At 73.2% G+C, this 25914-nt stretch carries 25 protein-coding genes, 1 pseudogene and 1 riboswitch; of the genes and pseudogenes, 5 read left to right on the top strand and 21 right to left on the bottom strand.

Annotation, left to right across the window (positions count from 1 at the left end; translation table 11 throughout):
* The first annotated feature begins 16 nt into the window (after window positions 1–16).
* The gene (locus QNO09_RS16000) at window positions 17–1708 is read left to right on the top strand and encodes a DUF885 domain-containing protein (RefSeq protein ID WP_283970850.1); all 1692 of its coding nucleotides are present in this window, start codon (window positions 17–19) and stop codon (window positions 1706–1708) included.
* An 18-nt stretch (window positions 1709–1726) separates the two neighbouring features.
* Here QNO09_RS16000 and QNO09_RS15995 read toward each other — a convergent pair whose 3' ends face one another.
* The 17 genes and pseudogenes from QNO09_RS15995 to QNO09_RS15915 all read right to left on the bottom strand — a co-directional run bounded on the left by QNO09_RS15995 (window position 1727) and on the right by QNO09_RS15915 (window position 19106).
* Window positions 1727–2245, bottom strand: coding sequence for an immunity 21 family protein (locus QNO09_RS15995; protein WP_283970849.1), 519 nt, complete (start codon window positions 2243–2245; stop codon window positions 1727–1729).
* Between the two features lie 94 nt (window positions 2246–2339).
* Complete coding sequence (locus tag QNO09_RS15990; RefSeq protein WP_283970848.1) at window positions 2340–3203, bottom strand: F510_1955 family glycosylhydrolase; 864 nt, start codon at window positions 3201–3203, stop codon at window positions 2340–2342.
* 130 nt (window positions 3204–3333) lie between these two features.
* A complete protein-coding gene (locus tag QNO09_RS15985; RefSeq protein ID WP_283970847.1) occupies window positions 3334–4014 on the bottom strand; it encodes a DUF305 domain-containing protein in 681 nt (226 codons plus the stop codon).
* 92 nt (window positions 4015–4106) lie between these two features.
* A complete protein-coding gene (locus tag QNO09_RS15980; RefSeq protein ID WP_283970846.1) occupies window positions 4107–4571 on the bottom strand; it encodes a DUF6153 family protein in 465 nt (154 codons plus the stop codon).
* 205 nt (window positions 4572–4776) lie between these two features.
* Window positions 4777–5088, bottom strand: a complete 312-nt coding sequence (locus tag QNO09_RS15975) for a DUF1015 domain-containing protein (protein ID WP_283971020.1) — start codon at window positions 5086–5088, stop codon at window positions 4777–4779.
* Between the two features lie 160 nt (window positions 5089–5248).
* Window positions 5249–5998 (bottom strand): annotated as a pseudogene (locus tag QNO09_RS15970) (DUF1015 domain-containing protein); the annotation flags it as partial.
* Between the two features lie 89 nt (window positions 5999–6087).
* Window positions 6088–7389, bottom strand: a complete 1302-nt coding sequence (locus tag QNO09_RS15965) for an MFS transporter (RefSeq protein ID WP_283970845.1) — start codon at window positions 7387–7389, stop codon at window positions 6088–6090.
* A complete protein-coding gene (locus QNO09_RS15960; RefSeq protein WP_283970844.1) occupies window positions 7386–8513 on the bottom strand; it encodes a PLP-dependent cysteine synthase family protein in 1128 nt (375 codons plus the stop codon). The genes QNO09_RS15965 and QNO09_RS15960 overlap by 4 nt, the downstream gene beginning before the upstream one ends.
* A gap of 136 nt (window positions 8514–8649) precedes the next feature.
* On the bottom strand, window positions 8650–9045 hold the full coding sequence (locus tag QNO09_RS15955; protein WP_283970843.1) for a hypothetical protein: 396 nt from the start codon (window positions 9043–9045) through the stop codon (window positions 8650–8652).
* Between the two features lie 829 nt (window positions 9046–9874).
* Entirely contained in the window at window positions 9875–12871 is a 2997-nt protein-coding gene (locus QNO09_RS15950) for an AAA family ATPase (protein WP_283970842.1), read from the bottom strand.
* Window positions 12868–14031 (bottom strand): exonuclease SbcCD subunit D, encoded by a 1164-nt coding sequence (locus QNO09_RS15945; protein WP_283970841.1) that lies wholly within the window; start codon window positions 14029–14031, stop codon window positions 12868–12870. Before QNO09_RS15945 ends, QNO09_RS15950 begins: the two co-directional genes overlap by 4 nt.
* 203 nt (window positions 14032–14234) lie before the next feature.
* Entirely contained in the window at window positions 14235–14861 is a 627-nt protein-coding gene (locus QNO09_RS15940; RefSeq protein WP_283970840.1) for a YigZ family protein, read from the bottom strand.
* Between the two features lie 27 nt (window positions 14862–14888).
* Window positions 14889–15431, bottom strand: a complete 543-nt coding sequence (locus QNO09_RS15935) for a SixA phosphatase family protein (RefSeq protein WP_283970839.1) — start codon at window positions 15429–15431, stop codon at window positions 14889–14891.
* Window positions 15428–16144 (bottom strand): hypothetical protein, encoded by a 717-nt coding sequence (locus QNO09_RS15930; protein ID WP_283970838.1) that lies wholly within the window; start codon window positions 16142–16144, stop codon window positions 15428–15430. The genes QNO09_RS15935 and QNO09_RS15930 overlap by 4 nt, the downstream gene beginning before the upstream one ends.
* Before the next feature lie 102 nt (window positions 16145–16246).
* Entirely contained in the window at window positions 16247–17044 is a 798-nt protein-coding gene (locus QNO09_RS15925) for an ABC transporter ATP-binding protein (protein ID WP_283970837.1), read from the bottom strand.
* On the bottom strand, window positions 17041–18093 hold the full coding sequence (locus QNO09_RS15920; RefSeq protein WP_502962303.1) for a FecCD family ABC transporter permease: 1053 nt from the start codon (window positions 18091–18093) through the stop codon (window positions 17041–17043). The genes QNO09_RS15925 and QNO09_RS15920 overlap by 4 nt, the downstream gene beginning before the upstream one ends.
* A complete protein-coding gene (locus QNO09_RS15915) occupies window positions 18090–19106 on the bottom strand; it encodes an ABC transporter substrate-binding protein (RefSeq protein ID WP_283970836.1) in 1017 nt (338 codons plus the stop codon). The genes QNO09_RS15920 and QNO09_RS15915 overlap by 4 nt, the downstream gene beginning before the upstream one ends.
* A gap of 69 nt (window positions 19107–19175) precedes the next feature.
* A riboswitch (cobalamin riboswitch) is annotated at window positions 19176–19365 on the bottom strand.
* Between the two features lie 83 nt (window positions 19366–19448).
* Between QNO09_RS15915 and QNO09_RS15910 the strand changes: the two genes are divergently transcribed.
* Both QNO09_RS15910 and QNO09_RS15905 read left to right on the top strand, forming a co-directional pair.
* Window positions 19449–19877 carry a CoA-binding protein gene (locus tag QNO09_RS15910; RefSeq protein ID WP_283970835.1) on the top strand — a complete coding sequence of 143 codons (429 nt, stop codon included), beginning with the start codon at window positions 19449–19451 and terminating at the stop codon, window positions 19875–19877.
* A gap of 256 nt (window positions 19878–20133) precedes the next feature.
* Window positions 20134–21357: a 4-hydroxybenzoate 3-monooxygenase gene (locus tag QNO09_RS15905; RefSeq protein ID WP_283970834.1), complete on the top strand. Its 1224-nt coding sequence runs from the start codon at window positions 20134–20136 to the stop codon at window positions 21355–21357.
* 1 nt (window position 21358) lies between these two features.
* Here the strand turns inward: QNO09_RS15905 and QNO09_RS15900 are convergent, their stop codons facing one another.
* On the bottom strand, window positions 21359–21718 hold the full coding sequence (locus QNO09_RS15900; RefSeq protein ID WP_283970833.1) for an ArsR/SmtB family transcription factor: 360 nt from the start codon (window positions 21716–21718) through the stop codon (window positions 21359–21361).
* Between the two features lie 63 nt (window positions 21719–21781).
* On the opposite strand from QNO09_RS15900, the gene QNO09_RS15895 reads away from it, so the two are divergent.
* A complete protein-coding gene (locus tag QNO09_RS15895; RefSeq protein ID WP_283970832.1) occupies window positions 21782–22840 on the top strand; it encodes a cation diffusion facilitator family transporter in 1059 nt (352 codons plus the stop codon).
* A gap of 1 nt (window position 22841) precedes the next feature.
* Here QNO09_RS15895 and QNO09_RS15890 read toward each other — a convergent pair whose 3' ends face one another.
* Window positions 22842–23399, bottom strand: coding sequence for a YbaK/EbsC family protein (locus QNO09_RS15890; RefSeq protein WP_283970831.1), 558 nt, complete (start codon window positions 23397–23399; stop codon window positions 22842–22844).
* 43 nt (window positions 23400–23442) lie between these two features.
* A complete protein-coding gene (locus QNO09_RS15885) occupies window positions 23443–24015 on the bottom strand; it encodes a helix-turn-helix domain-containing protein (protein ID WP_283970830.1) in 573 nt (190 codons plus the stop codon).
* A 98-nt stretch (window positions 24016–24113) separates the two neighbouring features.
* On the opposite strand from QNO09_RS15885, the gene QNO09_RS15880 reads away from it, so the two are divergent.
* On the top strand, window positions 24114–24971 hold the full coding sequence (locus QNO09_RS15880) for an EamA family transporter (RefSeq protein ID WP_283970829.1): 858 nt from the start codon (window positions 24114–24116) through the stop codon (window positions 24969–24971).
* Between the two features lie 67 nt (window positions 24972–25038).
* On the opposite strand, the gene QNO09_RS15875 is transcribed toward QNO09_RS15880, so the two are convergent.
* Entirely contained in the window at window positions 25039–25839 is an 801-nt protein-coding gene (locus QNO09_RS15875) for an acyltransferase (protein ID WP_283970828.1), read from the bottom strand.
* Window positions 25840–25914: the final 75 nt, after the last annotated feature.

Raw genomic sequence — 25914 nt, 5'->3', positions numbered from 1 at the left:
GTACGAGGATGGCCGCATGTCTGAGATCAAGAGCCCGCTGCCCCGTGAGGTCGCCGACGCGTACGTCGACGAGCTCGTCGCCCTCGATCCGATCACCGGGACGTTCCTCGGCGACAAGGAGAGTTCGAGCAGGCTGCCCGACACTTCGCCCGCGGGTCAGGAGGCGCTCGCGGAGCTGGCACGCCGGACGCTGGCCCGGCTGGACGAGGCCGAGCGGCTGCCCGGCGCGGACAGCGACATCGAACGCCGGTGCGCGCGGCTGCTGCGCGAGCGGCTGGGCGCCGAACTCGCGGTGCACGAGGCCGACGAGAGCCTGCGTTCCGTCAGCAACCTGAGCTCCGTCGCCCATGCGGTGCGGCAGGTGTTCACCGTGACGCCGGCGCAGTCGGAGGAGGACTGGGCGGCGATCACCGAGCGGCTGCGCGCGGTCCCGGACGCGCTGGAGGGATACCGCCGGTCCCTCGCGCTCGGCCTGGAACGGAAGCTGTACGGCGGCCCCCGCGCCACCGCCACCTTCGTGGAGCAGCTCGGCGAGTGGGCCGACGCCGACGGCGAGGGCCACGGCTGGTTCGAGCAGTACGCCGCCGCCGGCCCCGAGTCCCTGCGCTCACGGCTGGACGCCGCCGCCCGCTCGGCCACCGAGGCCGTCGTCCGGCTGCGCGACTGGATGCGGGACGTGTACACGCCGGCGATCGAGGGCGCGCCCGACGTGGTGGGCCGGGAGCGGTACGCGCGCTGGGTGCGCTACTTCAACGGCACCGACCTCGACCTGGACGAGGCGTACGCCTACGGCTGGTCCGAGTACCACCGCCTCCTCGGCGAGATGAGGAGCGAGGCCGAGAAGATCCTGCCGGGCGCGGGCACACCGTGGGAGGCGCTGGCCCACCTCGACGCGCAGGGCACGCACATCGAGGGCGTCGACGAGGTCCGCGACTGGCTGCAGAGCCTCATGGACGAGGCGATGGACGCGCTCGACGGCACCCACTTCGACCTGGCCGAGCGGGTGCGCCGGGTGGAGTCGCGCATCGCCCCTCCGGGCAGCGCCGCCGCCCCCTACTACACGCCCCCCTCGGACGACTTCTCGCGCCCGGGCTGCACCTGGCTGCCGACCATGGGCGAGACGCGCTTCCCGGTCTACGACCTGGTGTCGACCTGGTACCACGAGGGCGTTCCCGGCCACCACCTCCAGCTGGCCCAGTGGAAGCACGTGGCGCAGGACCTCTCCCGCTACCAGGCGAGCGTCGGCATGGTGAGCGCCAACGCCGAGGGCTGGGCGCTGTACGCGGAGCGGCTGATGGACGAACTGGGCTTCCTCACGGACCCGGAGCGCCGGCTCGGCTACCTGGACGCGCAGATGATGCGGGCGGTGCGCGTCATCATCGACATCGGCATGCACCTGGAGCTGACGATCCCGGACGACTCCCCCTTCCACCCCGGGGAGCGCTGGACGCCCGAGCTGGCCCAGGAGTTCTTCGGCTCGCACAGCAGCCGCCCGGCCGACTTCGTGGAGAGCGAGCTGACGCGCTACCTGTCCATGCCGGGCCAGGCGATCGGCTACAAGCTCGGCGAGCGGGCCTGGCTGCTCGGCCGCGAGAACGCCCGCACGCGGCACGGCGACGCCTTCGACCCGAAGGCGTGGCACATGGCGGCGCTGTCCCAGGGCTCCCTGGGGCTGGACGACCTGGTGGACGAACTGTCCCGGCTGTAGGCGCCTTGTGGGGCGTCGCTACCGCGGCGCCTGGAGGCGCAGCTCGATCAGGTCCAGCCAGGTCTCCGGGCCCGGCTGGACCCTCGCCGCGCGGACCGCGTACCTCCCCGGTTCCAGCACCACCCGTACCTGGTCGGTGCCCGTGAGGTCCGTCCCGGGCCAGGCCGCGTCGAAGAGGCGCACGGGGCCGGGCACCTTCCAGGTCGTCTCCGGTCCCCATTGCGCCGTGGCGGTCGCCGCCGGGACGCTCGCCAGGAGTTCGTCCTCGGAGTCGCCGGCGCACCACCGGACGAACACGCCGTGGTCGGGCAGATAGGCGGTCGAGGCGGGCTCGTCGCCCAGGACCAGGGCGGTGCAGTCGCCGACCGGGAGGAGGCCGACGTGGCCGTCCACCTCGCAGGCCCGGTCGTAGTCCGAGGCCGTCTCCTCTCCGTCGGCGCCCGCCCAGAACGGCAGGACGGGTTCCGGTACCGCTATCAGCGGCCCGCCGCCCGACTCCACCCATTCCACCGCGCCCGGCTCCGCGTATCGCACCATGGCGCAGAACCTACAGGGTCAACACACGGCCCCCGACCGGGGGTTTCCGGGACGGCCCAGCCGGTGCGCAGTCTCCGCCGTGGGGAGCTACCGCTCAGTGGGCGCCGCTCGATTCGACGGCGAGGCGCTTCGTGAACGCCTTGCCGCCGTCCTTCGACTCGTACACCCCGCCCTGGGTGGCTGCCAGGATGTGCTCGGCGTCGACGGCGGTGAGAGCCTGGGGCCGGCCGCCCGGAACGGTGGCGGCCTTCTTCCAGGTGCTGCCGCCGTCGCTGCTGCGGTGTACGGCGCCGGAGGTGTCGATGCCGTACAAGGCGTCCTTCGCCGCCCAGGAAAGGAAGGCCATCACCGGCTTCTCACCCTTGGCGAAGGTGCTGCCGCCATCGGCGCTGCGGGCTACGCCGTCGGCGGTGGTGGCGAGCACGAGGTCGGGTTCCCACGGGCTGACCGCGATGTCGACGGCTTCCACCCGCGCGCCGTCCTTCCAGGAGACGCCGTCCCTGGTGGTGCGCACCAGACCGTTGGTGGAGTCGTAGCCGTAGACCGTGCCGTGTGCGAACTCCAGGGCGTGGAAGTCGGACTCGCCGGACAGGGACAGGGACTTCCAGGTCTTGCCGGCGTCGGTGCTCTTGATGAGCCCCTTGTTGCCCCCGGTGGTCGGGTGGCCGCTGGCGTAGAAGGTCTTCGCGCCCGCCACGGTGAAGCCCATGAAGTCGTCCTCGCTGATTCCGACCAGCTCCGGCTCCGCCTCGGCGTCGGGGGTGTAGACGCCTTCGTGGGTGGCGACGTACAGGCGCTGGTCGGCGGGGTCCAGACCGAGACCGTGGATGTGACTCACGGTCCTCCCGGAAGCGGTGGAGCCGGTCGAGTCCGTGTCATCTCCCCGGGCGGAGCAGGCAACCAGGGAGAGGGTGAGAGCCAGGGCCGTGGCCGCCATGGCGGCACAACGCTTGTTCATGATTCCTCGCAGGCGTGCGGGCGCACCGGAGCGGCGGCAGCCGATCACGGTGGCGGTGGCAAGGGGGATGACCGCCCGGGCTCCTCGGGCGCGGGCCCGGGAGCCCGGACGGTCAGTGGCCGGATCTGGATCAGAGCCGGTCGAGGATCTTCTCGAACGTCTCGACCTCGGCGGACTGGGTCTTCACGACATCGGCGGCGAGCTTCTTGGCCGTGGCGTTACGGCCCTTCTTCTGCTCGTCCTCCGCCATCGTGATGGCACCCTTGTGGTGCTCGATCATCATCTCCGCGAACATCCGGTCGAACTCGGTGCCCTTGGCGGCCTTGAGCTTCTTCATGTCCGCTTCGGACATCATCCCGGACATACCGGAGCCGTGGTCCATGCCACCGGACCCATGGTTCATGCCCGGCATGCTCTCCTGGGCGGACTCCGGCTTGCCCCAGGCCTTCAGCCACGACTTCATGGTCCGGATCTCGGGGTCCTGCGCCTTCTCGATGTCCGCGGCCAGGGTCTTGATCTCCGCGTCGGAAGCACGGCCGTCCGCGAGCTCGGACATCTCCAGGGCCTGCTCGTGGTGCGGGATCATCATCTGCGCGAACATGACGTCCGCGTCGCTGAAGGCGCCGGGCGCCGGGTTGTCACCCGCCGTCGGGGTGGAGGTGGCGGAGGCGGAGCTGCCGCTTCCGTGGTCCATGCCCTCCGTGTCGTCCCCGCCGCATGCGGCGAGCAGCAGCCCGCCTGCCACGACAGTGCTCACGATGGCCGAACGGCGACGAAGACGACGACGCAGGGCAGGGTTGTGGGCGGTCATGTGCGTGATACCTCGCTTGATCAGTTCTACGGTGAAGGTGCTGGTTACGCGCGGTGTGCGTGGGCATGCGAAGCCCGCGCCGCGGTTCCGGCCTATATCCGCAGGACTGACAGCTGAGCGAGGAGAGGTCTGGGTGGCGGCGGGAGGGGGCCTCTCACGGCCATCGCTCGGGCGAGCAGGGCCGTCAGCCGCTCCCTACGGCGGGCCGCCGCGCACAGGAACAACCACAGCAGCCATCCGGTGAGGACCGCCACGCATACGGACAGCACGTCCATGCCCGTCATGGGCCCGTCCGCGGTCGCTTCGGTCGGCGCGACCGCCCCGTGGTCCGCCATGGTCACGGGCTCTGTGGACGTACGGGTCCGGGCGGTCTCTTGGGCCATGACGTCCTGGTGCGCGCCGGCGACCGCATGGGGTGCGCCGCCTGCCCCTGGGGCGGAGGAGTGCTCGGGATGACCCATCGTGTGCATGGCGAACACGCCGAAGGTGAGCGCGGCAACCAGCAGGAGGTACCCGAGGGCTCCTCCCACACGCAGCCGACTGCTCACACGCAACATGCCGGACATGCTACTCAGTCGATGCGCGGAACGGCGCCCCACCCATCGGCCCACCCATCGGCCCACGCACCGGCCCTCGCAGGCAGGAGGGTGCCTCGGGAGGCCCCTCCTCATCGGCCGTCTCTCCCCTGGGCGCGGTCCGCGCGCCTCGGTGATCCCACCCTCGACACGGCGGCACATCCCCGTCGAGACCACCGGAACGGCGCTACGACAGGCCCAGCACACGCATGGCCAGACCGGCCGTCGGCTTGGGACCGAACGAGGTGGACTTCCGCGGCAACAGCACACCGGCACCGGCCAGTTCCCACACCGTGTCCTGACTGATCACGGGCAACAGGAGCGCGCTGCCCCTGCCCGGAGCGGACACGGCAGCCGTGGCCTGGCCGATGTCGTGGAGGTACGTCACGGCGCCGGGCAGGTCGGGCACGGACCAGGCGTGCCGGAGCAGCAGGTGGTCGCTGACGGCAGCGGGGAGCCGCGCCCACTGGCTGGGATGACCCGCCAGGGCTTCTTCCATGCTCCCGGGGTCGGGATGTGTGATGCTCCAAGGCCTCTCCCCCGCCGGTGAGTATGAGTTCACCGAGCCCGGGCGGACGCGGCCCTCCTGGCAGCGGGAGCACTCGGGCCACTTCGCCCGCCTCGCGTGCGGCCTTCTCCGGTTCCAGCGCAGGCAGCACTCGATGGATCGCGGAGAGCCGCAGAGGGTACGTCACGGTATCGACCAGGAGGGCGAGGCTGCCGGTCCACGGGCCTGGCGCGTCCGCGCACAGGTGCAGGCAGGCGGCGTGGCGGTGGTGGCCGTCGGCGATGAGGGCCTGCCCGACGGACAGGCCGCCGGCCAGAAGCGCGAGTTCCGCGGGATCATCGCAAGCCCACAGGATGTGGGTGATCTGTCCGGTCCGGGCGACGGCGACCGGTGTTCGGCGGGTGATGTGGTCCATGAGCTGCGCGGTCGTCGACTCTGTGCCCCGATGAGCCAGCAGCAGTGGCTCCAGTTGAGCGCGGAGCCCTGACATATGGGCGGCGCGCTGCCGGACCACATGAGCCGACACGTCTTCGTGCGGCAGCAGTTGTCCCGCCTGACGTGGCAGCAACAGGTCACCGACCAGGCCACGTTGGAGGATCCGGGCGCCACGCTGCTGCTGGTAGACGTACAGTGCGGGCCGCTCGTCCCGGCGGAGTACGCCGCGTCGCAGCCAGCGTCCCAGTTCGCGGGCGGCGTCCTGCGGTGCGTCCGCGTACAGCAGTCGCGCCACGTGGTGCGGGTGGCGCCGGAGCGCGCGGATGTGGGCTGGGTGAAGGTCGTCGTGGGGCGGGGAGAGGAGCTCGGACGGGTCGCCGACACGGTCCGCGTCGTAGCGCACTGCCCGGAAGGGGCGGAGCTGCAAGGGGGTCGGCTCGGGGAAGGGCACCGCGGGAACGGGCATGGAGGACTCCTGGAGGAGGGCAGGGCCCAGTAGGGGCGGGGCACCGTGTGGTGCCCCGCCCCCGGGCCGGCGGGTGGCCGGTGGGTGGGTCAGACGGTCGCGGCGAGCGGCTCGGAGGCCGGCCGCGCCGTCAGCCGTCCGGTGCGGTACAGGCCGTACAAGGCGGCGGCGCAGGCCAGGCCGAGCGCACACAGCGTGATCCACGGCAGCGCGGGCATCCCGGCCGCGCGGGCGGCGTCGAGCGCGGCGCCCGTGCCGAGGTTCCCGACGGTGATGCCGATGCCGCAGATCGTGTTGTACAGCCCGTAGTGGGTGGCGACGAGGCGGTCACCGGAGAGGCGGACGATGGTGTCCATCTCGAACGGGTAGGTGATCATCGTGCCGATGGCCAGCAGCAGCGCGGCGAGCGTCGGCGGAACCGCCGCGAGCAGCCACAGTCCGATCCCGGACTCCGGTACCGGCACGGCGGTGGCGAGCAGCAGCGGCACGAAGGCCGATCCCATCGCCGCCAGTCCGCGCACGAGTGCCTGTCCTGGCTCGTACCGCGCCTTGCACCACGCCGTCACTCGCGTCTGACCGATGATCGTGGCCAGTCCGGAGACGGCGAAGAGCAGCGCGACCGCCGCCGTGCCGAACCGCCCGTCGCCGCCGAGCCGACGTACCTCCAACGGCAGCGCCAGATAGACCTGGAAGGACAGGACGTACGAACCGATCATGGCGATGGAGAAGAGCACGAACGGCCGGTTGGCGAGGATGCCGCGCCACTGGGCGAGCACGCCCTGGCCGGCGTGAGCGTCCTTCCGCTTGGCGTCCTCCGGCGTCCTGGCGGGCAGCGCGCGGATCTGTACGACGCTCAGCACCGCGAAGATCCCGGCCGACACCAGGCAGGTGACGCGGAAGTCCACCCCGGTCAGCACCATGCCGACCAGCGGGCCCAGCAGGATGCCTGCCTGGTAGAACACGTTGAACAGGGCGAACGCCTCGACCCTGCGCTCCCCCGCGTCGGCCGCGAGGTAGGCCCGAACGGCCGGGTTGAACAGCGCCCCGGCCAGCCCGGTGGCCGCTGAAGCGGCGAGCAGGGCAGGCAGGGAGTCGACGAGTCCGAGCGTCGCGAAGCCGAGGGTGCGCAGCACGCATCCGGCGACGATCAGCGGTTTGTAGCCGAGCCGGTCGGCGAGTGTGCCGCCGACCAGGAACATGCCCTGCTGGCTGAAGTTGCGTACGCCGAGGACGAGTCCGACGATCCAGCCGGCGAGCCCGAGCGTTCCGGAGAGGTGGGCGGCCAGATAGGGCATCAGCATGTAGAAGCCGAGGTTGATGGTGAACTGGTTGACCATCAACAGCTGGACGCTGCCTTCGTACGACCGGACCTGGGTGAGCAGCCCCTTCACCGGTCCTCCTCCGAGGCGTCGGCCTCGACGGCCGGTGCGCCCTGGGCGTCTTGCAGCGTCAGGGGGTCGACGACGGTGGTGCACCGGGTCCAGCGGGTGACCTCCTTCTCGTCCAGGCGGCCGAGCAGCTCCGGTTCGGGTGCCGGTGGCGACTCCAGCAGGCCGTGGGCGGCGCAGTAGTCGTCGTCGTAGACGGTCCCCAGGTATCGCTGCGGGCCGTCGGGGAAGACCGCGACGATCCGTGCGTCGGCCGGCGTCGTGCGGGCCAGCCAGCCGGCCACCAGCGCGACCGCGCCGACGCTCCAGCCGCCGGTGGCGTAGTGGGAGGTGGCCAGTTGGCGGCAGGTCCACACGGCCTCGTGCGGGGCGACCCAGTGCACCTCGGAGAAGTTCTCGTAGGCGACGTTGCGGGGGTGGATGCTGGAGCCGAGACCGCGCATCAGGCGGGTCCGGGCGGGCTGGCCGAAGATCGTGGAACCGATGGTGTCCACGCCGATGACGGTCAGCTCGGGGTAGAGCTGGCGCAGGACGCGGGAGACGCCGGCCGAGTGGCCTCCGGTGCCGACGCTGCACACCAGCACGTCGATGTGGCCCATCTCGGAGGCGAGTTCGAGAGCCAGCGGTGTGTAGGCGGCGACGTTGTCGGGGTTGCTGTACTGGTCCGGGCACCAGGAGCCGGGGTGCTGCTCCAGCAGCCGCTGCACGCGGTCACGGCGGGCCTGCTGCCAGCCTCCGGTGGGGTGCGGCTCGGAGACGACGTTGACCTGGGCTCCATACGCGGTCAGCAGCCGGGTCATGGACAGCTCAAGACCTGGATCGGTGACCAGGGTGACCGGATGCCCGTACACCATCCCGGCCAGAGCCAGCCCCAGTCCCAGGGTCCCGCTCGTGGACTCGATGATCCGCCCGCCGGGCCGCAGGTCGCCACGGGCACGGGCCCGCTCCACCATGTGCAGCCCCGGACGGTCCTTGATGCCGCCGGGGTTGAAGCCTTCGAGCTTCGCCCAGAAACCGCGCCCGGCCGGGGCCAGCGGCTCCGACACCCGCAGCAGCGGGGTGTTGCCCACCAGCCCGGACAGGGCGGGCCGGCCGGAGGGGGTCGCGGCCTTGGTCAATGACTGCATGTCTTTGTGTTCACTCTCGCTCGATGAATACCTGTGCGGTTCCTCTCGCGCGTCCTGGTCACGGGCGGACGATGCGTCCGCGCTCAGGCCAGGGGCACGCGGCAGCTGTGAAGTCCTTCGGCTGCGAGCGAGTGGTCTAGATCCGCCACCGCGAGGTGCGAGCGAGCGCGAGGCGGCCGGTGCGTGCGCTGCGACGTCTACGGCGGCCACGCCGCAGGAGGGGTCTCGCGGCCACCAGGGACACGGCAAGGAGTACGACGGCCAGGGCGAGTTCCACGGCCGGCTGGACCGCGGCGCGCACGATCACGCCCGCCGCACACTCCTCGGCCCCGTGGGGGGCGTGGGGGCCATGAGGGTCCATGTCCGCTGCCGTCACCGAGGACGCGGCAGGCACGGACACCGACGCGTGCGCCTCTTCGGACACGCCGTGCAGGACGGCGCAGAGCACGAGCGCCATCACGAGGGCGCCGCGGACCGCCGAGACGAATCGGCGGGACAGCGATGAGCCGCAGGGGGCCCATAGGGGGTGCATACGGGAGTGGGTCGACACAGGTCCTCCGTGCTGCTGCCACGTCTCCGGCAGGCACGGAGTGAGGCGCAGACATGAGTGGGGCAGGACGGCTTCGACGAACGTGGCGACCCATCATGAGCACGGGACAGGACGCTCGTCGCGCGGTACCAGCCGAACCGGTGGCATCCGGCAGGCCGGTTGGCGGAACCGCGTGCCTCTAGACCTGCCGCACCACGGAGGCTGCTCTGAGAGCCACAGGAGACTCACCGTCCATGGGGCCACCAGCGGCCGGCCCTCGAACGGTCGAGGCGTGGGAGGAACCGGTCGATTCGCGAACCGACGCTGCGAAGCAGGGCGGTACCAGGGCGGAAGCCTGCTGAGGCTGTCCGGACACGCAGTGCTCACCAGGGTGTGACGGCCCATGGCCCCCATGGTGATCGTCGGCATCCGCGGCGGACCGCACCGTCGGCTCGACGCCCGCATGGCGAACGCCGCCGTCCGGCGGTGCGGTGAAGGCTGTTGCGCCGGTGGAGAGGTGCCCCGTGACGCTTTCCACGTGCACGCCGTGCGTCACGAGGACGCCGAACAGGAGCACGGCCATGGCCAGCACGCGCAGCAGCGGACCCGCACCGGAGCGGGTCCTGACGATGCGCCGGGGCGACCAAGCCGTGACCATGCCGTGATCCTAGCGGCTCGCTGGAAGTGATCGACCACCCGTGCCGAAACACTGAGTCAACTCGTCGGATGAATGGCCTGTTTGCTGCGGCTGGTGCTCAGGTCACCTGATCCGCCGCCGTACGGGAGCGGCCGGCACCGGGACTGGGTGAGGACCGCGCGGGGCCGCCGAACCCTAACCGGCGCCGCGCTGGCGCAGCACCGACCCGGACCGGCTCTTGACCACTTCGAGCTGGGCGTGGATACGCCGCCGCAGGTCGGGGACATGGCTGACGATGCCGACGCTGCGGTCGCGTTCGCGCAGCGAGTCGAGGACGTCGAGCACCTCGTCGAGGGTCTGGTCGTCGAGGCTGCCGAAACCCTCGTCGATGAAGAGGGTGTCCAGGCGCACCCCGCCCGCCTCGTCGGTGACGACGTCCGCGAGGCCCAGGGCCAGCGCGAGCGAGGCGAAGAACGTCTCGCCGCCCGACAGCGTCGCGGTGTCCCGCTCGCGGCCGGTCCAGGCGTCGACCACGTGCAGCCCGAGTCCGCTGCGGCCGCGCCCGGTGCGGTCGTCGGAGTGGACGAGGGTGTAGCGGCCTGAGGACATGCGGCGCAGCCGCACGGTCGCGGCGGCGGCGACCTGCTCCAGCCGGGCCGCCAGGACGTACGACTCCAGGCGCATCCGGCGCTCGTTGTCCGCCGACGTACCCGCGGCGAGGCCGGCCATCCGGGCGACGCGGTCGTACTCCTCGCGCAGCGGCGCCAGCCGCCGCACGGCGGTCGTGGCCCGGGCGGACAGCCGGTCGAGTTCCACGCAGCGCCGGCCGGCGGCGTCGTGGGCGGAGGCGGCGTCGCGCAGCCGCCGGGCCGCCTCGTCGGCGGCCCGTTGCGCCGCGGCCAGGTCGGCCTGCGGCGCGCGGGCCGCCGCGGCCGTGTCGGCTTCGGCGAGGACGGCCCGTACGGCGGCCTCCTCGTGCTGCCAGGCGTCCAGTCGGCGTTGCAGTTCGCGGTGGGCGGCGTTGTCGAGGAGGGCGTCGGCCGCGGCCTGCGGGGTGTCGAAACCGGCCCGGAAGGCGGCGTCGGCGAGCCGGGCGTCGGCGTCCTTGAGCCGCTGGGCGGTGTCCTCGGCGACGCGGGCGGCGTCGGCGGCGTCGGTGAGCAGCGCGGTCCGCCGCTCCAGCTGTGCGGCTCGCGCGGCGACACTGTCCAGGGAGCCCCGCGCCCGGTCCAGTTCCTCCTCCAGGGCGGCCCGTTCGCTGTCCAGCCGCTCCCGGTGACCGACGCGTGCGGCAGTTCGCACGGCGGCCTCCTGCCGGGCGGCGAGGCGCCGTTCGTGCTCCTGCCCGGCCTGCCGCAGCCGCTCCCGCGCGGAGTGCAGTTCGGCGGCGGCGCCGCGGGCCCGCGCGTACTGCTCCTCCATCTGCTCGACTTCCTCGGCCAGTCGATCGGTGGGGGCGTCACCGGCCTCGGCGGTGGCGGCGGCCAGTGCCTCCCGTACGACGCCGAGGCGCCGTTCGTCCTCGGCGCGCTGCTCGTCGGCGCGGTGGTAGGCGGTGAGGGCGTGCTCCTCCGCCTCGCGGTCGACGTGCCCGGCGACCTTGCGGGCCGGGGCGGGGTGTTCGGTGGCGCCGCAGACGGCGCAGGGTTCGCCCTCGGTGAGGTGTGCGGCCAGTTCGGCGGCGATGCCGTTCAGTCGCTGTTCCTTGAGGTCGAGCCAGTGCTGCCGGGCCGCCAGCGTCTCGTCCCGCGCGGTGCGGACCCGGTCGACCGCCTGGTCCGTGTCCTGGGCGAGCTGGTCGCGCAGGCGGGCCGCCCGGAGCCGCTGCCGGGCGGGTTCGCGCCGCACGGCGAGCTGCTCGGCGAGGGCCGCGGCCTGCTGCGCGGCCTCCACCCGGTCCTGGAGTCGGGTGCGGGTCTCCTCCCAGCCGTCGAGCCAGGTCTCCGCCTCCTGGAGGAGGTCCGCGTCGGCGCGCTCCTGCCGGCTCAGACCGGCGCGTTCGTCGAGGAGTTCGGCCAGCCGCCGCTCGGCGCGGCGGGCCGAGTCGAGCCCGCCCAGTTCCTCGGCGGCCCGGCGTGCGGCGGCGGCGAGTCCGGCCGCTCCCGCGTCGGCGAAGGCCTCCGGGAGCAGGGCACGGGCACGCGTCTCGGCGGCCGCGGCCCGGCGGTGTTCGGCCTCGGCGGATTCCCGCAGGTCCAGGGCGGGCGCGACCGCTTCGGCCTTGCGGGACCGCTCCATGAGCGCCTGCGCCTGCCGGTAGGCCTCGGCTCCGTGCTCCAGGCGGGCCGCCCGGTCCCGGGCCTCCGCGAACCGCCGCTGGAGGCGGTCCAGTTCGCGGACGTCGTCCAGGGCGCGGCCGGCGGCGGCCTGGGCGGACTCGGCCGCGCCGAGCGCGCACGCGGCGACGGTGAGTTGTTCGCGGGCGGTGCCGCGGGCGACGGCGGCGGCACTCAGGACGGCCTCGGCGAGTCCCGGTTCGCCGGGGGCAAGTTCGGGCAGCTCCATGGCGTCGCCCGCGGCCTGCTGCATGCGGTGGGCGTCGGCCAGCAGTTCCGCGTCCCCGTCGCGCACCCGGGCCTCGGTGACGCGGCGGCGCTCGGCGAGGCGCTTCTCGACGTCGGCGAAGCGGCGGGTGTCGAACAGCCGGCCCAGCAGTTTCCCGCGGGCCTCGGCGTCGGCGCGCAGGAACCGGGCGAAGTCGCCCTGCGGCAGCAGCACGACCTGGCAGAACTGCTCCCGGCTCATGCCGAGCAGCTGGGTGATCTCCTCGCCGATCTCCTGGTGGGAGCGGCTCAGGTCCTTCCAGGCGCCGGCCGTCGGGTCGTACTCGCGCAGCCAGGTCTGGGCCTTGTCGAGTGTCGTGCCGGTGCCGCGCTTCTTGGGGCGCTCCCAGGGCGGCTGGCGGGTGAGCTCCAGGCGGCGGCCGGCGACGGTGAGTTCGAGGGCGACCTCGGTGCGGGTCGCGGGCGCGGCGTGGTCGCTGCGCAGGGTCGTGCCCTGACCGCCGCCCTGCCGGGCGCCGGGCACCGAGCCGTACAGGGCGTAGCAGACGGCGTCGAGGACGGACGTCTTGCCCGCGCCGGTGGGTCCGTGCAACAGGAACAGCCCGGCGGTCGACAGTTCGTCGAAGTCGACCGTCTGGGTGCCTCCGAAGGGCCCGAAGGCGGTGAGAGCCAGCCGGTGGAGCCTCACCGGGCCACCTCCCGCACGGTCTCGTCGGCCCGCACCGCGTCGAACGCGTCCCGCAGCACGCCCTGTTCGTGCGGGTCGGGTCCGGCGCCGCGCACATGGGCGACGAAGTCCTCCGCGATCTCCTGGTCGCTGCGGCCGGCGAGACGCCGGGCGTAGGACACCTCGGACTCGTCCTCGTCGCGGTCGGGGTCGAAGACGAGGCTGAGCGTGTGCGGGAACCGCTCGGTGAGCCGGGCCATCGGGTCGGCCGGCCGGACGGGGTCGGTGAGGGTCGCCTCGACCCACGCCTCCTCGTGCGGTGCCAGGTCCGGGTCGGCGAGCAGGTCCTCCAGGGTGCCCCGGATCCGGGCCAGGGCGCGGGGCACGGGGCAGTCGACGCGCTCGGCGTCGACGGAGCCGTCCGCGGCCAGGTCGACCAGCCACATGCTCTTGCGGTGGGCGGCCTCCGAGAAGGAGTAGGGCAGCGGGGAACCGGAGTAGCGGACGCGGTCGGTGAGGGTCTGGCAGCCGTGCAGATGCCCGAGCGCCACGTAGTCGACGCCGTCGAACACCCCGGCGGGCACCGCGGCGACGCCGCCGACCGTGATGTCCCGCTCGCTGTCGCTGGGTTCGCCGCCGGTGACGAAGGCGTGCGCGAGGACCACGGAGCGGGTGCCGGGCGGGCGGGTACCGAGGTCGGCACGGACCCGGTCCATGGCGGCGGCGAGCACGGCCTCGTGCCCGGCCTTCTCCACCCCGAACTCGTCCTTCACCAGGGCCGGTTCGAGGTACGGCAGGCCGTAGAAGGCGACGTCGCCGTGGGCGTCGGGCAGCACCACCGGGGTGCCTGCGGCCGACGGCTCGGTCCGCAGGTGGATGCCGGCCCGTCCGATCAGTCCGGCGCCGACGCCGAGCCGGCGGGCCGAGTCGTGGTTGCCGGAGGTCATCACCGTCGGCACGCCCAGGTCGGCGAGGCGGTGCAGGGCGTCGTCGAACAGTTCGACCGCGGCGAGCGGCGGCACCGCCCGGTCGTACACGTCCCCCGAGACCACCACCGCGTCCACGGCCCGCTCCCGGACGGTCGTGACGAGGTGGCCGATGAACTCGGCCTGGGCACCGAGCATGTTCACCCGGTGGAAGGCCCGGCCGAGGTGCCAGTCGGACGTGTGCAGCAGTCTCACGACCCCGCCCCGACCCGCATGTCTCCCCCTGCTTCCCGCACAACCAGCGCGAGCCGGTACGGCTCGCTGTCAGCACCCACCACGCTAACGCGTGCGGGCCCCTGCTCCACCACGAACCTCGGCAAGCCCCGCCCGCCCGGCGCCGATCCAAGGGACATGTCCGTATGTGTACAGAGAAAAGCCGCCGCACGCGGGCCCGCACGTCACGCGTCGCCGTACGCCTCTCCGCCCGGTTCGAAGCCGGCCGTCCCGGCGGTGGCGTCGGCGAGCCAGGCTCTGAAGGCCTCCACGTCGGCGTCCGGAAGCGCGATCTCGATCGTGACGGCCTCCGCGTAGCGCACGTCGCGGACCTCGCGTCCGGTGGTGCGCAGGTCGTTCTCGAGTTTGCCGGCGCGCTGGTGGTCGACGGTGACCGTGGCCAGCCGGAACCTGCGGCGGGTGCGGGTGCCGAGGCTGTCCAGCGCCTCGCCGACCGCTCCGCCGTACGCCCGGATGAGCCCACCGGCGCCGAGCTTGACCCCGCCGTAGTAGCGGGTGACGACGGCGACGACGTACCGCATGTCCCGGCGCAGCAGCATCTGGAGCATGGGGACTCCGGCCGTGCCGCCCGGTTCGCCGTCGTCGCTCGCCTTCTGGACGGAGGCGTCGGCGCCGATGACGTAGGCCCAGCAGTTGTGGCTCGCGTCGGCGTGCTCCTTGCGGACCGCGGTGATGAAGGCCTGGGCCTCCTGTTCGGTGGCCGCCGGGGCGAGGGCGCACACGAAGCGGGAGCGGTTGACCTCGGTCTCGTGCACGCCGGTGGCGGTGACCGTGCGGTATTCGTCCTGCATCCGGCCAGCCTATGCGCGGCTCCCGGCCTACTTCTTGGCGCCCCGGGGCACGATCACGGAGGTGAGCAGCGCGGTGCCGGGGGTGAGGGCCCGCCAGGCCGTGCCGCGCCAGGACAGCACGGCGATCGCCGAGGTGGGGAACTTCGTCCGGACCCGCTCCAGGGTGTCGTCGAGGCCGTCGTCGGCGAGGGCCAGGACCAGTTCCTCCAGGCCCGGGTTGTGCCCGATCAGCAGCAGGGTCTCCACCTCGGCGGGCACCTCGTGCACGACGGCCAGCAGACCGGACGGGCCGGCGGCGTAGATGCGGCGGTCGTGCCGGACCGGCGGGGGCGTGCCCCACTCGGCCGCGGCCAGGTCCCAGGTCCGGCGGGCGCGGACGGCGGTGGAGCACAGCGCGAGGTCCGGCAGGAGGTCGGCGTCGGCCAGGGCCCGCCCGGCCGCCGGGGCGTCCCGGCGGCCCCGCGGGGCGAGGGGGCGTTCGTGGTCGGCGACGTCCGGGGGCCAGGAGGACTTGGCGTGCCGCAGCACGATCAGGCGGCGCAGCGGACCCGCTCCGGAGCGTTCGATCATGACGGTGACCCCAGATCGCGGGTGAGTTCGAGGCCGAGGAGCCGGTCGGCGTAGGCGTACGTCTCGAAGCGTGCGCCGTCCGCGAGGTCCGGCTCGGTCTCGACGTGGCGCAGGACGTCCAGCACCCCGGGCACGTCCAGGTCGTCCTCCCAGGCGTCGCGCAGCCGCCCCCGCACGTCGTCGGGGATCGGCCGTGAGGGCTGCCGCGCCCAGCGGGCGACCGCGGTGCGCCAGCGGGCGAGGGTGTCGCGGGCGTCGCCGAGGGAGGCCCTTTCCAGCCGGACGGGCGCGCTGTGGTGCCGGGTGAGCAGGGCCAGGCGCAGGGCGGCGGGGTCGGAGTGGTCCGGCGTGTCCACCGCCACCGGCGCGACGGCGATCCGCACCCCGTCGGGCAGCGGCCCGTCCTCGGCGACGACGTGCACGGCCTGGGCCTCGCCCAGTCCGGCGCCGACGTCGGGACTGTCCTCGAAGGGGTGCATGCCGAGGGCCGCGGCGTCCGCACGCAGTTCCGCCTGCCTGCGGCCGCCGGTCAGCAGCGCCCACACCGGTGTGCCGCCGAGTTCCAGGGCCCGGACGAGGAGGTCCCCGACGAGCAGCACCCGCAGGTTCGTCGTGTCGGAACCGTGCGCGTGCACCACGACACGGGTCAGGCCCCGGCGGGCCGGGGCGGCGTCGACCGGCTCATGGCTTCGGGCGTCGATGATGCGCAGCACGGGGTGAGCGTAGGCGGGCGGACACGCGTACGCGGGCAGGTTCGGCGTTTTCGGGCCACCGTGGCGCGATCGCCCCCGCCGGTGGCCTGTGCGGCGCTCCTCTCAGGCCAGCGTCCCCAGGAACCGCACATGCGGCCGCCCCTCGTGCCCTTCAGGGCGAACGTCGGCCCGCACCCCGTACACCTCGGCGATGAGTTCCTGCGTGAGGACGTCCCCCGGAGTGCCCCCGGCCACGACCCGCCCCGCGCACAGCACCACGACCTGATCGCAGTACATCGCCGCGAGGTTGAGGTCGTGCAGGGCGACGACGGTGGTGACCGGAAGGCCCGTGACGAGGGTGAGCAGGTCGAGCTGGTGGTGGATGTCGAGGTGGTTGGTGGGCTCGTCGAGGAGGAGTTCGCGGGGTTCCTGGGCGAGCGCGCGGGCGATCTGCACCCGCTGGCGTTCGCCGCCCGAGAGGGTGTGCCAGGGCTGGCCGGAACGGCCGGTGAGGTCCGTGCGCTCCAGGGCGGCGCGCACGGCCCGCTCGTCGTCCGCGGAGGCGGGTGTCCAGGCCCGGCGGTGCGGGACGCGGCCCAGCCGTACGACGTCCTGCACCGTCAGTTCGACCTGGGTGTCCGACTGTTGCTCGACGACGGCGAGGCGGCGGGCGACCGTGCGGCGGGGCAGTTCGGCGAGTGGTGCGCCGTCGAGCGTGACGACTCCGGAGGTCGGCGTGAGCAGTCCGGCCAGCAGCCGCAGCAGCGTGGACTTGCCGGAGCCGTTGGGGCCGAGCACGCCGACGGTGGAACCGGGCTCGGGCGCCAGGACCACGCCGTCCAGGATGAGACGTCCGTCGGCGCGGCGGCTGACCCGCTCGGCCCGCAGCCCCTCACTCTTCGCACGCCCGGTGCCGCTCACCGCACCCTCCGCGTCCGGTACAGCACCGCCACGAACGCCGGTACTCCGATCAGCGACGTCACGACCCCCACCGGAACCTCCTGCGGATCGAGGACGGTACGGGCCAGGGTGTCGACCCACACCAGGAACACCGCCCCCGCGAGGGCGGTGACCGGCAGGAGCCGTGCGTGTCCGGGACCGGTCAGGGCCCGGGTGGCGTGCGGCAGGACCAGTCCCACGAAGCCGATCGCCCCGGCCGAGCTGACCAGGGCGGCCGTGAGCAGGGCCGTGACGCACAGCAGCACCAGGCGGGTGCGGGCGACGGACACCCCGAGCGCGGCCGCCGCGTCCTGCCCGAAGGCGAAGGCGTCGAGGGTACGGGCGTACGGCAGGCACACCCCCAGCGCCACGGCCAGCACGGCCAGGCACAGCCACACGTCGGTCCAGCCGGCGCCGCCGAGGGAGCCGAGGAGCCAGAACAGCACGCCGCGGGTCGTCTCGGCGTCGGCGGCGGTCATGACGACGAAGGAGGTGAGCGCCGAGAAGAGCTGCATGGCGGCGACGCCCGCGAGGACGACCCGCTCGGTGGTGCCGCCGAGGGTGTGACTGAGCAGCAGCACCAACGCGAACGACAGCAGGGCGCCGAGGAACGCGCCGGCGGACACCGGGAGGGCGCCGCCACCCACGCCGAGCACGACGACGAGGACCGCTCCGGTGGAGGCGCCCGAGGACACGCCGAGCACGAACGGGTCGGCGAGGGGGTTGCGCAGCAGCGACTGCATCACCGCCCCGCACACGGCGAGTCCGGCCCCGCACACCGCGGCGAGCAGGGTGCGGGGCAGCCGCAGCTGCCAGACGATCCCGTCCCGGATCGGCGTCAGCCCCGAGTTGCCGAGACCGAGGTGGGCGGCCACGACGGACCACACGTCGGCGACCTTGATGTCGGCCGGGCCGATGGTGATGGCCACGGCGAGGGAGGCGACGAGCGCGACGGCCCCCGCCGCGCCCAGCGCCGGCCCGGTCCCGCGCCGGGGCCGGGCCCCTGGGGCCGGCTCACTGCGGGCGGTCACTTCACCAGCCCGAACCGGCGCAGCCCCGCCGTCACCCGCTCCACGCCCTCGACGGTGCGGATGGTCGGGTTCATTGCTTGCCCGCTGAGCAGCACGTACCGCTTGTGCCGGACGGCGTCCATGGTCCTGGTGACGGGGTTGGACTCCAGGAAGGCGATCTTCTTCGCGGCCGACTCGGCGGTCTGTGACTTGCGGGTCAGGTCGCCGATGACGAGGACGTCGGGGTCGCGGTCGGCGACCGTCTCCCAGTTGATCTGCGGCCATTCCTCGTGCGTGTCGTCGAAGGCGTTCTGCGCGCCGAGGGCCCGGGTGATGATGCCGGGCGCTCCGCAGCAGCCGGCCATGTAGGGCGACTCGGAGTTGGCGAACCAGTACAGGAGGGTGACGTCGGAGGCGTCGACGCCCGCCGTGGCCTTCTCCATGCGCTGCCGGAGCGAGGCCACGAGCGCGTCGCCGCGTTCCTTCACCCCGAACACGGTGGCGAGGTCGCGGACTTCGCCGTAGACGGTGTCGATGCCCAGGGCTTCGTCGCGCGCTCCGTCACCGCCACCGGAGTTGTCCTTGCCGGCGCAGTCGGACGGGGAGACGTAGGTGGGGACGCCGAGCTTCTCGAACTGCTCGCGGGTGGCGACGCCGCCCTTGCCGAGGGTGGAGACGAAGGACGCGGCGACGAAGTCGGGATCGGTGTCCAGGACGCGTTCGAAGGACGGGTTGTCGTCGGCGATGCGCGGCACCCGCGCGTTGGCCTTCTCCAGCCCCTTCATCACCGGGTCGGTCCAGGTGGCGGTGCCCGCGAGGCGGTCGGCGAGACCGAGGGACAGCAGGATCTCGGTGGTGCCCTGGTTGAGGGAGACCGCGTGCCGCGGCGGGGTCTCGACGGCGACGTCGTGGCCGCAGTTGACGAGCGTGACGGCGGCCTTCGCCGTCGTGGGTCCGGAGGCGCCGCAGCCGGTCAGGAGCAGGGAGCCGGCCGCGAGCAGGACGGCGGCGGGGGCGGGTCGGGTGAGGGGCACGAGAACCAGTCCTCAGGCGTCGAGGGCCCATGCGCGGAGCCCGGTCGTACGGTGCTCCCCCGCCGCATGCGGCCGCGGGGGCCGCCAGCAGGTCTTCGGACTCGGGTTCACCCGGATCGGAGCGCCTTCCCGGACGTCCACGAGGGAGTCCAGTGGCCGAGGCCCCGCCCGTCCCCCTCACCGCTGCGCGTCAGTTCCGGATTCGCACCGGATTCCCTGACCCACGTACATGGGTTCGACTGGCCTCGGCAAGCTATCACGGAGGCCGTCCGGGGAATCACCGCGCACCCCGCGCCGTTGAACCCGGGAGCAGGTCGTTCACGACTTCCGAGGAGGCCGCCGGTGTACGGCGACGAGGCAACGGTCCGCAGGATTCTCACCGGGCTCGGCGACACCTGGGCCGTGGTGGGCCTGTCGTCGAACCGGCAGCGCGCGGCGTACGGCGTCGCCGCCGTGCTCCAGCGCTTCGGCAAGCGCGTGGTGCCGGTGCACCCGAAGGCGGAGACGGTGCACGGGGAGAAGGGGTACGCGAGCCTGGCGGACATCCCCTTCGACGTGGACGTCGTGGACGTCTTCGTGAACAGCGACCTCGCCGGAGCCGTCGCCGACGAGGCGGTCGCCAAGGGCGCCAAGGGCGTCTGGTTCCAGCTCGGCGTCATCGACGAAGCGGCGTACGACCGGACCCGGGCGGCGGGCCTGGAGACGGTGATGGACCGCTGCCCGGCGATCGAGATCCCACGGCTGTCTGATCACCGCGTTCAGGATTCCTGAGGCGTTTCCCACGGCATTCCCGCACCCGGTCGAGGGTGCACGACTCGTCGGCGGCTACGTCTGGTACACCGCCGCGGATTCGGCGGCCGGTGGCACCTGGGTCTGTGGTGGGACGTGCTGGTCGTCGCCGTTTCTCACCGGCGATCTGCTACCGGGCCCGCGCCTCGGTTCCCCGGTCCGGGGAGATCGAGCGAGGCATGGGAGGTGGCCGTCGCGCGGGTGCCCGTCCCCCGGGACCGGCCTCCATAATGTGCGCATGACCCACGCCCTCCCGTCCGCCGGCTCCGGCGCCCCGCAACGCTTCCCGGTCGTCGTCGTGGGCGCCGGTCCCGCGGGTCTGACCGTCGGCAACATCCTGCGGGCCGCGTCCGTGGACTGCCTGGTGCTGGAGACGGAGACCCGTGCGTTCGTCGAACAGCGGCCCCGGGCCGGGGTCATCGAGGAATGGGCCGTGCGCGGCCTGGAGAAGCGGGGCCTCGCCCGGAACCTGCTGGACCGCGCCGAGCTGCACACCGCGTGCGAGTTCCGCTTCGACGGGCAGCGCTACCGGTTCCCGTACGGCGAGCTGACGGGCAGCCACCACTTCGTCTACCCGCAGCCGTTGCTGGTGACGGACCTGGTGCGCGAGTACGCCGACGTTCGGGGCGGAGAGATCCGCTTCGGGGTCCGGGACGTGCGGATCCAGGACCTCGACACCGACCGGCCCCGGGTGTCGTACACCTGCCCGGAGACGGGTGAAAGCCGCGTGGCGCACTGCGACTTCGTCGCCGGCTGCGACGGGGCGCGCGGGGTGAGCCGGGCCTCGCTCCCGCCCGAGCGGGTCCGCATCGCGCGGCACGACTACGGTGTCGGCTGGCTGGCCCTGCTCGCCGAGGCCCCGCCGTCCGCCGACTGCGTGCTGTTCGGATGCCACGCGCGCGGGTTCGCCGGCCAGATGCCCCGCAGCCCGGAGGTGACCCGCTACTACCTCCAGTGCCCGCCGGGCGACGACCCGGCGAACTGGCCGCACGAGCGCGTCTGGGCCGAGCTCCGGGAGCGCCTCGGGGCGGCCGGTGTGCCGCCGCTGACCGAGGGGCGGCTGATCGAGAAGCGCGTGCTGGACATGCACGACTACGTGGTCGAGCCGATGGCGCACGGCCGGTTGTTCCTCGCCGGCGACGCGGCCCATCTGGTCGCCCCCATCGCCGCCAAGGGCATGAACCTCGCCCTGCACGACGCGTTCCTGCTCGGCGACGCGCTGGCCGCCCGGCTGACCGCCGGCGACGGCAGCGGGCTCGCGGGCTACGCGGAGGCGTGTCTGCGGCGCGTGTGGGACTACCAGGAGTTCTCGCAGTGGCTGTCCGAGGTGTACCACGGCACGGCGGCGGGCGACCCGTTCCGCGCGGGCACCGCACTCGCCCGGCTGCGCCGCCTGTTCACCTCGCCCGCGGCGGCCGCCGCCTTCGCCGAGCAGTACCTCGGGACGGCGGCGCGGTACTGACTCAGTCGTGCGGGGGCCGGTCGCTGAGGCGGTGGTCGGCCACGTTCAGCGCCTCGTCGACGAGCCGGCGCAGATGGCCGTCGCGGAGTGAGTAGACCACCCGGCGGCCTTCCTTCCGCGTGTTCACCAGGCCCGCGAGGCGCAGTCGCGCCAGGTGCTGGCTGACGGCCGGTCTGGCCGCCCCGCACGCTTCCGTGAGGGTCGTGACGTCGGCCTCTCCCCCGGTCAGCGCGTGCAGCAGCGCGAGCCGGGTCCGGTCCCCCAGCAGGGCGAGGAGTTCGGCGGCGAGGGCGAACTGCTCGTCGCCGGGGCTGCGCGGATGCGCATCATGCGTAGCTGACAAGTGCATGCGTGCGCTCATACGCACATAATGGCGTCCCGGGACGGGTACGTCCACTCTCGCGCGCACCGAAAGGGGATCCACGTGAGCGACCGGCACGAACACTCCCACCCGCACGACCACGCCCACGGCCACAGCCACGGTCACGGCCACCGGCACGGCCTGCGCCGGCGGCTGAGCCATCTGCTCACCCCGCATTCCCACGAGACGGCCGACAAGGTCGACTCCGCGCTGGAGTCCTCGGCGCGCGGGATGCGTGCGTTGTGGGTCTCGCTCGCCGTCCTCGGGGTGACGGCGCTGGCCCAGGCGGTCGTGGTGGCCCTGTCCGGATCGGTGGCACTGCTCGGGGACACGGTGCACAACACCGCGGACGCGCTGACCGCCGTGCCCCTCGGGATCGCCTTCGTGCTGGGCCGGCGTGCGGCCACCCGCCGCTTCACCTACGGCTACGGGCGGGCCGAGGACCTGGCCGGGCTCGTGATCGTGCTGACGATCGCCGCGTCCGCGGCCTTCGCGGGCTGGACGGCGGTGGACCGGCTGCTGGATCCGCGCCCCGTCCAGCACGTCCCGGCGGTCGCCGTGGCCGCTCTCGTGGGCTTCGCCGGCAACGAGTGGGTGGCCCGCTACCGCATCCGCGTCGGCCGTTCGATCGGCTCGGCAGCCCTGGTCGCCGACGGACTGCACGCCCGTACGGACGGCTTCACCTCCTTGGCCGTGCTGCTGGGCGCCGGGGGCTCGGCCCTGGGCTGGCACCTGGCCGATCCGATCGTCGGGCTGGCGATCACGGCGGCGATCGCGCTGGTGCTGCGGGACGCGGGCCGTGAGGTGTTCCGCCGGGTGATGGACGCCGTCGACCCGGCTCTGGTGGACCGGGCCGAACGGGCCCTGACCGAGGTGCCCGGGGTGCGCGGGGTGGGTGAGCTCCGGCTGCGCTGGATCGGCCACCGGCTGCGCGCCGAGGTGGCGGTCGTGGTGGACGGCGACGTGACGGTGCGCGAGGCCCACCACATCGCCGTGGAGGCCGAGCACGCGCTGCTGCACGCGGTACCGCGGCTGACCGCGGCCCTGGTGCACGCGGATCCCGAGCCGGCCCCGGGCGAGAGCGACCCCCACCTTCGGCTGGCCCATCACATCGCGGCGTAGGTCAGCGGAGCCCGAGGCCCTCCAGCACGACGGCGCCCGGCAGTTCCGCGAACGCCTTGCCCGGGACGAGCAGCTTGCCGCGCCGCCGGCCGCTACCGACCAGCACATAGGGCAGGTCGACGACGACGGCGTCCACCAGGACGGGCCAGCCCTCCGGCAGTCCGAGCGGGGTGATGCCGCCGTACTCCATGCCGGTCTCGCCGGTGGCCGTGTCCATCGAGGCGAAGGACGCCTTGCGGGCACCGAGCCGACGGCGCACGGCGCCGTTCACGTCGACCCGGGTGGTGGGCAGCACGACACACGCGGCGAGCGTGGACTCCGCGCCCCGCTTGCCCGCGACGACCACGCAGTTCGCCGAACGCTCCAGCAGGTCCTGCCCGTAGTGCTCCACGAAGGTGGCGGTGTCGGCCCACTCCGGGTCGGTGTCGACGTAGACGATGTGCTCGGCGGGGACACCGCCCCGCCAGTGGCGTACGGCGTCGGCCACCGGGGCGGTGCGTTCGTCGAGGCAGGCGGGGGCCGGGCGGGCGTTGTCGAAGTGTCCGATGGGTGCGCGCATGAGCGCACGCCGACAACAAGGGACCGGTGGTGGGCCGGGTGTCTCAGGTCACGGGCGGCACCGAGACGGCCATGACCATCTCCATGGGCACGTCGCCGGTGTTGCCGTAGGTGTGCGGGACGTTGGCCTCGAAGTGGACGCTGGCGCCGGCGGGCACGCGGTGTTCGACGCCGTCGACGGTGAGGGTGAGCTCGCCCGCCGTGACGTGGAGCAGTTCGGTCGTGCCGGCCGGGTGCGGGTCCGAGGGGCTGCTCTCGCCGGGCATGAGGCGCCAGTCCCACATCTCCAGCGGGCCGGGCGCCTCGGTGCCCGCGAGGAGCCGGTTGTAGCTGCCGGCGTCGGTGTGCCACAGCCGTACGGCCTGCTCGGCCGGGATGACGCGGACGTTCGGGGCCTGCTCGTGCTCGAGCAGGGTGGTGATGCTGACGCCGAGCGCGTCACCGATCTTGACGACGGTGCCGAGGCTGGGGTTGGTGCGGGCCTGCTCGATCTGGATGAGCATGCCGCGGCTGACCCCCGCCCGGGCGGCGAGCACGTCCAGGGTGAAGCCGCGTACCGCGCGCCAGTGCTTGACGCTCCGCGCCAGGGACTGGGTCAGCAGGTCGAGGTCCGACACGTTCCGTCCAATATTCTGTATGACACAGTGCAGTCGACTGCACTATGGTGTGGTTGCACCTGATCGTTCACTGAACTGTACTGCGAGGTATCCGCCCCATGACAGCGCTCTTCGCCCTGGCCACCAGCCTGCTGTGGGGGCTGGCCGACTTCGGCGGCGGCCTGCTGTCCCGGCGCACGCCCGCGCTCACGGTGGTCGTCGTCTCGCAGTCGATCGCGGTGGCCGTGCTGGGCGCGGTCGTGATGGCGACCGGCGGCTGGAGCGAGGCGGGGCCGCAACTGTGGTTCGCCGTGGCGGCCGGGCTGGCCGGGCCGGTGGCGATGCTCGCCTTCTACAAGGCGCTCGCGCTGGGCCCGATGGGCGTGGTCTCGCCGCTGGGGTCGATCGGCGTGGCGGTGCCGGTCGGCGTGGGCCTGGTGCTGGGCGAACGCCCCGGCCTGGTGCAGTTCCTCGGCATCCTGGTCGCCGTCGCGGGAGTGTGCCTGGCCGGCGGCCCCCAGTTCCGCGGCGCTCCCGTCCAGCGCCAGGCCATCGCCCTGACCCTGCTCGCGGCGTTCGGCTTCGGCGCGGTCATGGCTCTGATCGCCGAGGCGTCAACCACACTGACCGGGCTGTTCCTGGCACTGTTCGTGCAGCGGGTGACGAATGTCGCCGCCGGCGGCCTGGCGCTGTACGTCTCGGTGCGGCGCGGGTCGCCCGCACTCCCGGCGAAGGGCTTCCCCTGGCACTCCCTGCCCGCCCTCGCCTTCGTCGGCCTCGCGGACGTCGCCGCGAACGGCACGTACTCGATCGCCGCGCAGCACGGCCCGGTGACGGTCGCCGCCGTGCTGGCCTCCCTGTACCCGGTGGTGACGGCCGTGGCGGCACGGGGCGTGCTGCGCGAACGGCTCCGGGCGATTCAGAGCGCGGGGGCGGGACTGGCCCTGGTGGGCACGGTGCTGCTGGCCTCGGGCTGATCCGGGCTCAGACCCCAGAGACGGCGCACCTCTGCGTCCGGGCACCCGAGGGGTCCCCTCATGGAGGTCAGGACGACCCCGGCTCCAGCTCCGCGAGACCCGCCGCCGCCTCCTCGTCCAGCTCGGCCAGCCTGGCCGCCGTCTCCTCGTCCAGGTCCGACAGCGCACACAACTGCTCGGAGGTGACGCCCTCCGGTATCGGGACGGGCGCCGGGGTGCGCAGCGGGGGCTGCCAGCCGTCGGCCGGGGTCCAGCGCCTCACGACACGGGCCGGCGCGCCCGCCACCACGGCGTGATCGGGCACGGCGCCCCGGACGACGGCGCCCGCGGCCACCACCACGTTCCGCCCGATCCGGGCGCCCGGAAGAATCACCGCTCCGGTGCCGATCCAGCAGCCGGGCCCGATCTCCACCGGCTCCATCCGCGGCCACTGCTTGCCGATCGGCTCGTGCGGATCGTCGTAGGAGTGGTTCGTGGAGGTGACGTAGACGTATGGGCCGAAATAGCAGTCGCTGCCGATCGTCACGGTGGTGTCGGCGATGACGTGGCTGCCGCGGCCGAGGACGACGCCGTCGCCGAGGCGCAGGATCGGATCCGGACCGAGGTCGAGGTCGGGCATGAGGCCCGCGGTCAGGGTGACCTGCTCGCCGATGATGCAGTGGGAACCCAGGTGGATCCACGGTTCACCGAAGACCGTGCCGAGCGGGAAGGCGAGCCTGGTACCTGTTCCCATCGCACCGAACCGGTACCGGCCGGGGTGCTCGGCGGTCACGGAGGCCGTCCGTTGCAGCCAGGCCCAGCCCGCGTGGACGGCGCGCTGCGTGAGGCCACGCCGCCAGGATGAGAACGTGTTCTTGCGCTTCGGCACCCGCTCACCGTACTCAGCGGCCGCTCACCCCGCGGCGTCCCCTGCCTGTGATCTTCGCCCTACCGGGTGACGTAC

It is taken from the genome of Streptomyces sp. 378 (assembly GCF_030124145.1).
Lineage (GTDB): Bacteria > Actinomycetota > Actinomycetes > Streptomycetales > Streptomycetaceae > Streptomyces.
The sequence above is the reverse complement of the archived record's forward strand: the minus strand, read 5'-3'. Positions and strand labels throughout refer to the sequence as shown.

What these genes read in the sequence shown, in the direction of transcription:
- QNO09_RS16000 (WP_283970850.1), top strand. Translation starts at nt 17, where the DNA reads ATGTCTGAGATCAAGAGCCCGCTGCCCCGTGAGGTCGCCGACGCGTAC.
- QNO09_RS15995 (WP_283970849.1), bottom strand. Translation starts at nt 2,245, where the DNA reads ATGGTGCGATACGCGGAGCCGGGCGCGGTGGAATGGGTGGAGTCGGGC.
- QNO09_RS15990 (WP_283970848.1), bottom strand. Translation starts at nt 3,203, where the DNA reads ATGAACAAGCGTTGTGCCGCCATGGCGGCCACGGCCCTGGCTCTCACC.
- QNO09_RS15985 (WP_283970847.1), bottom strand. Translation starts at nt 4,014, where the DNA reads ATGACCGCCCACAACCCTGCCCTGCGTCGTCGTCTTCGTCGCCGTTCG.
- QNO09_RS15980 (WP_283970846.1), bottom strand. Translation starts at nt 4,571, where the DNA reads ATGTTGCGTGTGAGCAGTCGGCTGCGTGTGGGAGGAGCCCTCGGGTAC.
- QNO09_RS15975 (WP_283971020.1), bottom strand. Translation starts at nt 5,088, where the DNA reads ATGGAAGAAGCCCTGGCGGGTCATCCCAGCCAGTGGGCGCGGCTCCCC.
- QNO09_RS15960 (WP_283970844.1), bottom strand. Translation starts at nt 8,513, where the DNA reads ATGCAGTCATTGACCAAGGCCGCGACCCCCTCCGGCCGGCCCGCCCTG.
- QNO09_RS15955 (WP_283970843.1), bottom strand. Translation starts at nt 9,045, where the DNA reads ATGCACCCCCTATGGGCCCCCTGCGGCTCATCGCTGTCCCGCCGATTC.
- QNO09_RS15940 (WP_283970840.1), bottom strand. Translation starts at nt 14,861, where the DNA reads ATGCAGGACGAATACCGCACGGTCACCGCCACCGGCGTGCACGAGACC.
- QNO09_RS15935 (WP_283970839.1), bottom strand. Translation starts at nt 15,431, where the DNA reads ATGATCGAACGCTCCGGAGCGGGTCCGCTGCGCCGCCTGATCGTGCTG.
- QNO09_RS15905 (WP_283970834.1), top strand. Translation starts at nt 20,134, where the DNA reads ATGACCCACGCCCTCCCGTCCGCCGGCTCCGGCGCCCCGCAACGCTTC.
- QNO09_RS15900 (WP_283970833.1), bottom strand. Translation starts at nt 21,718, where the DNA reads ATGAGCGCACGCATGCACTTGTCAGCTACGCATGATGCGCATCCGCGC.
- QNO09_RS15890 (WP_283970831.1), bottom strand. Translation starts at nt 23,399, where the DNA reads ATGCGCGCACCCATCGGACACTTCGACAACGCCCGCCCGGCCCCCGCC.
- QNO09_RS15880 (WP_283970829.1), top strand. Translation starts at nt 24,114, where the DNA reads ATGACAGCGCTCTTCGCCCTGGCCACCAGCCTGCTGTGGGGGCTGGCC.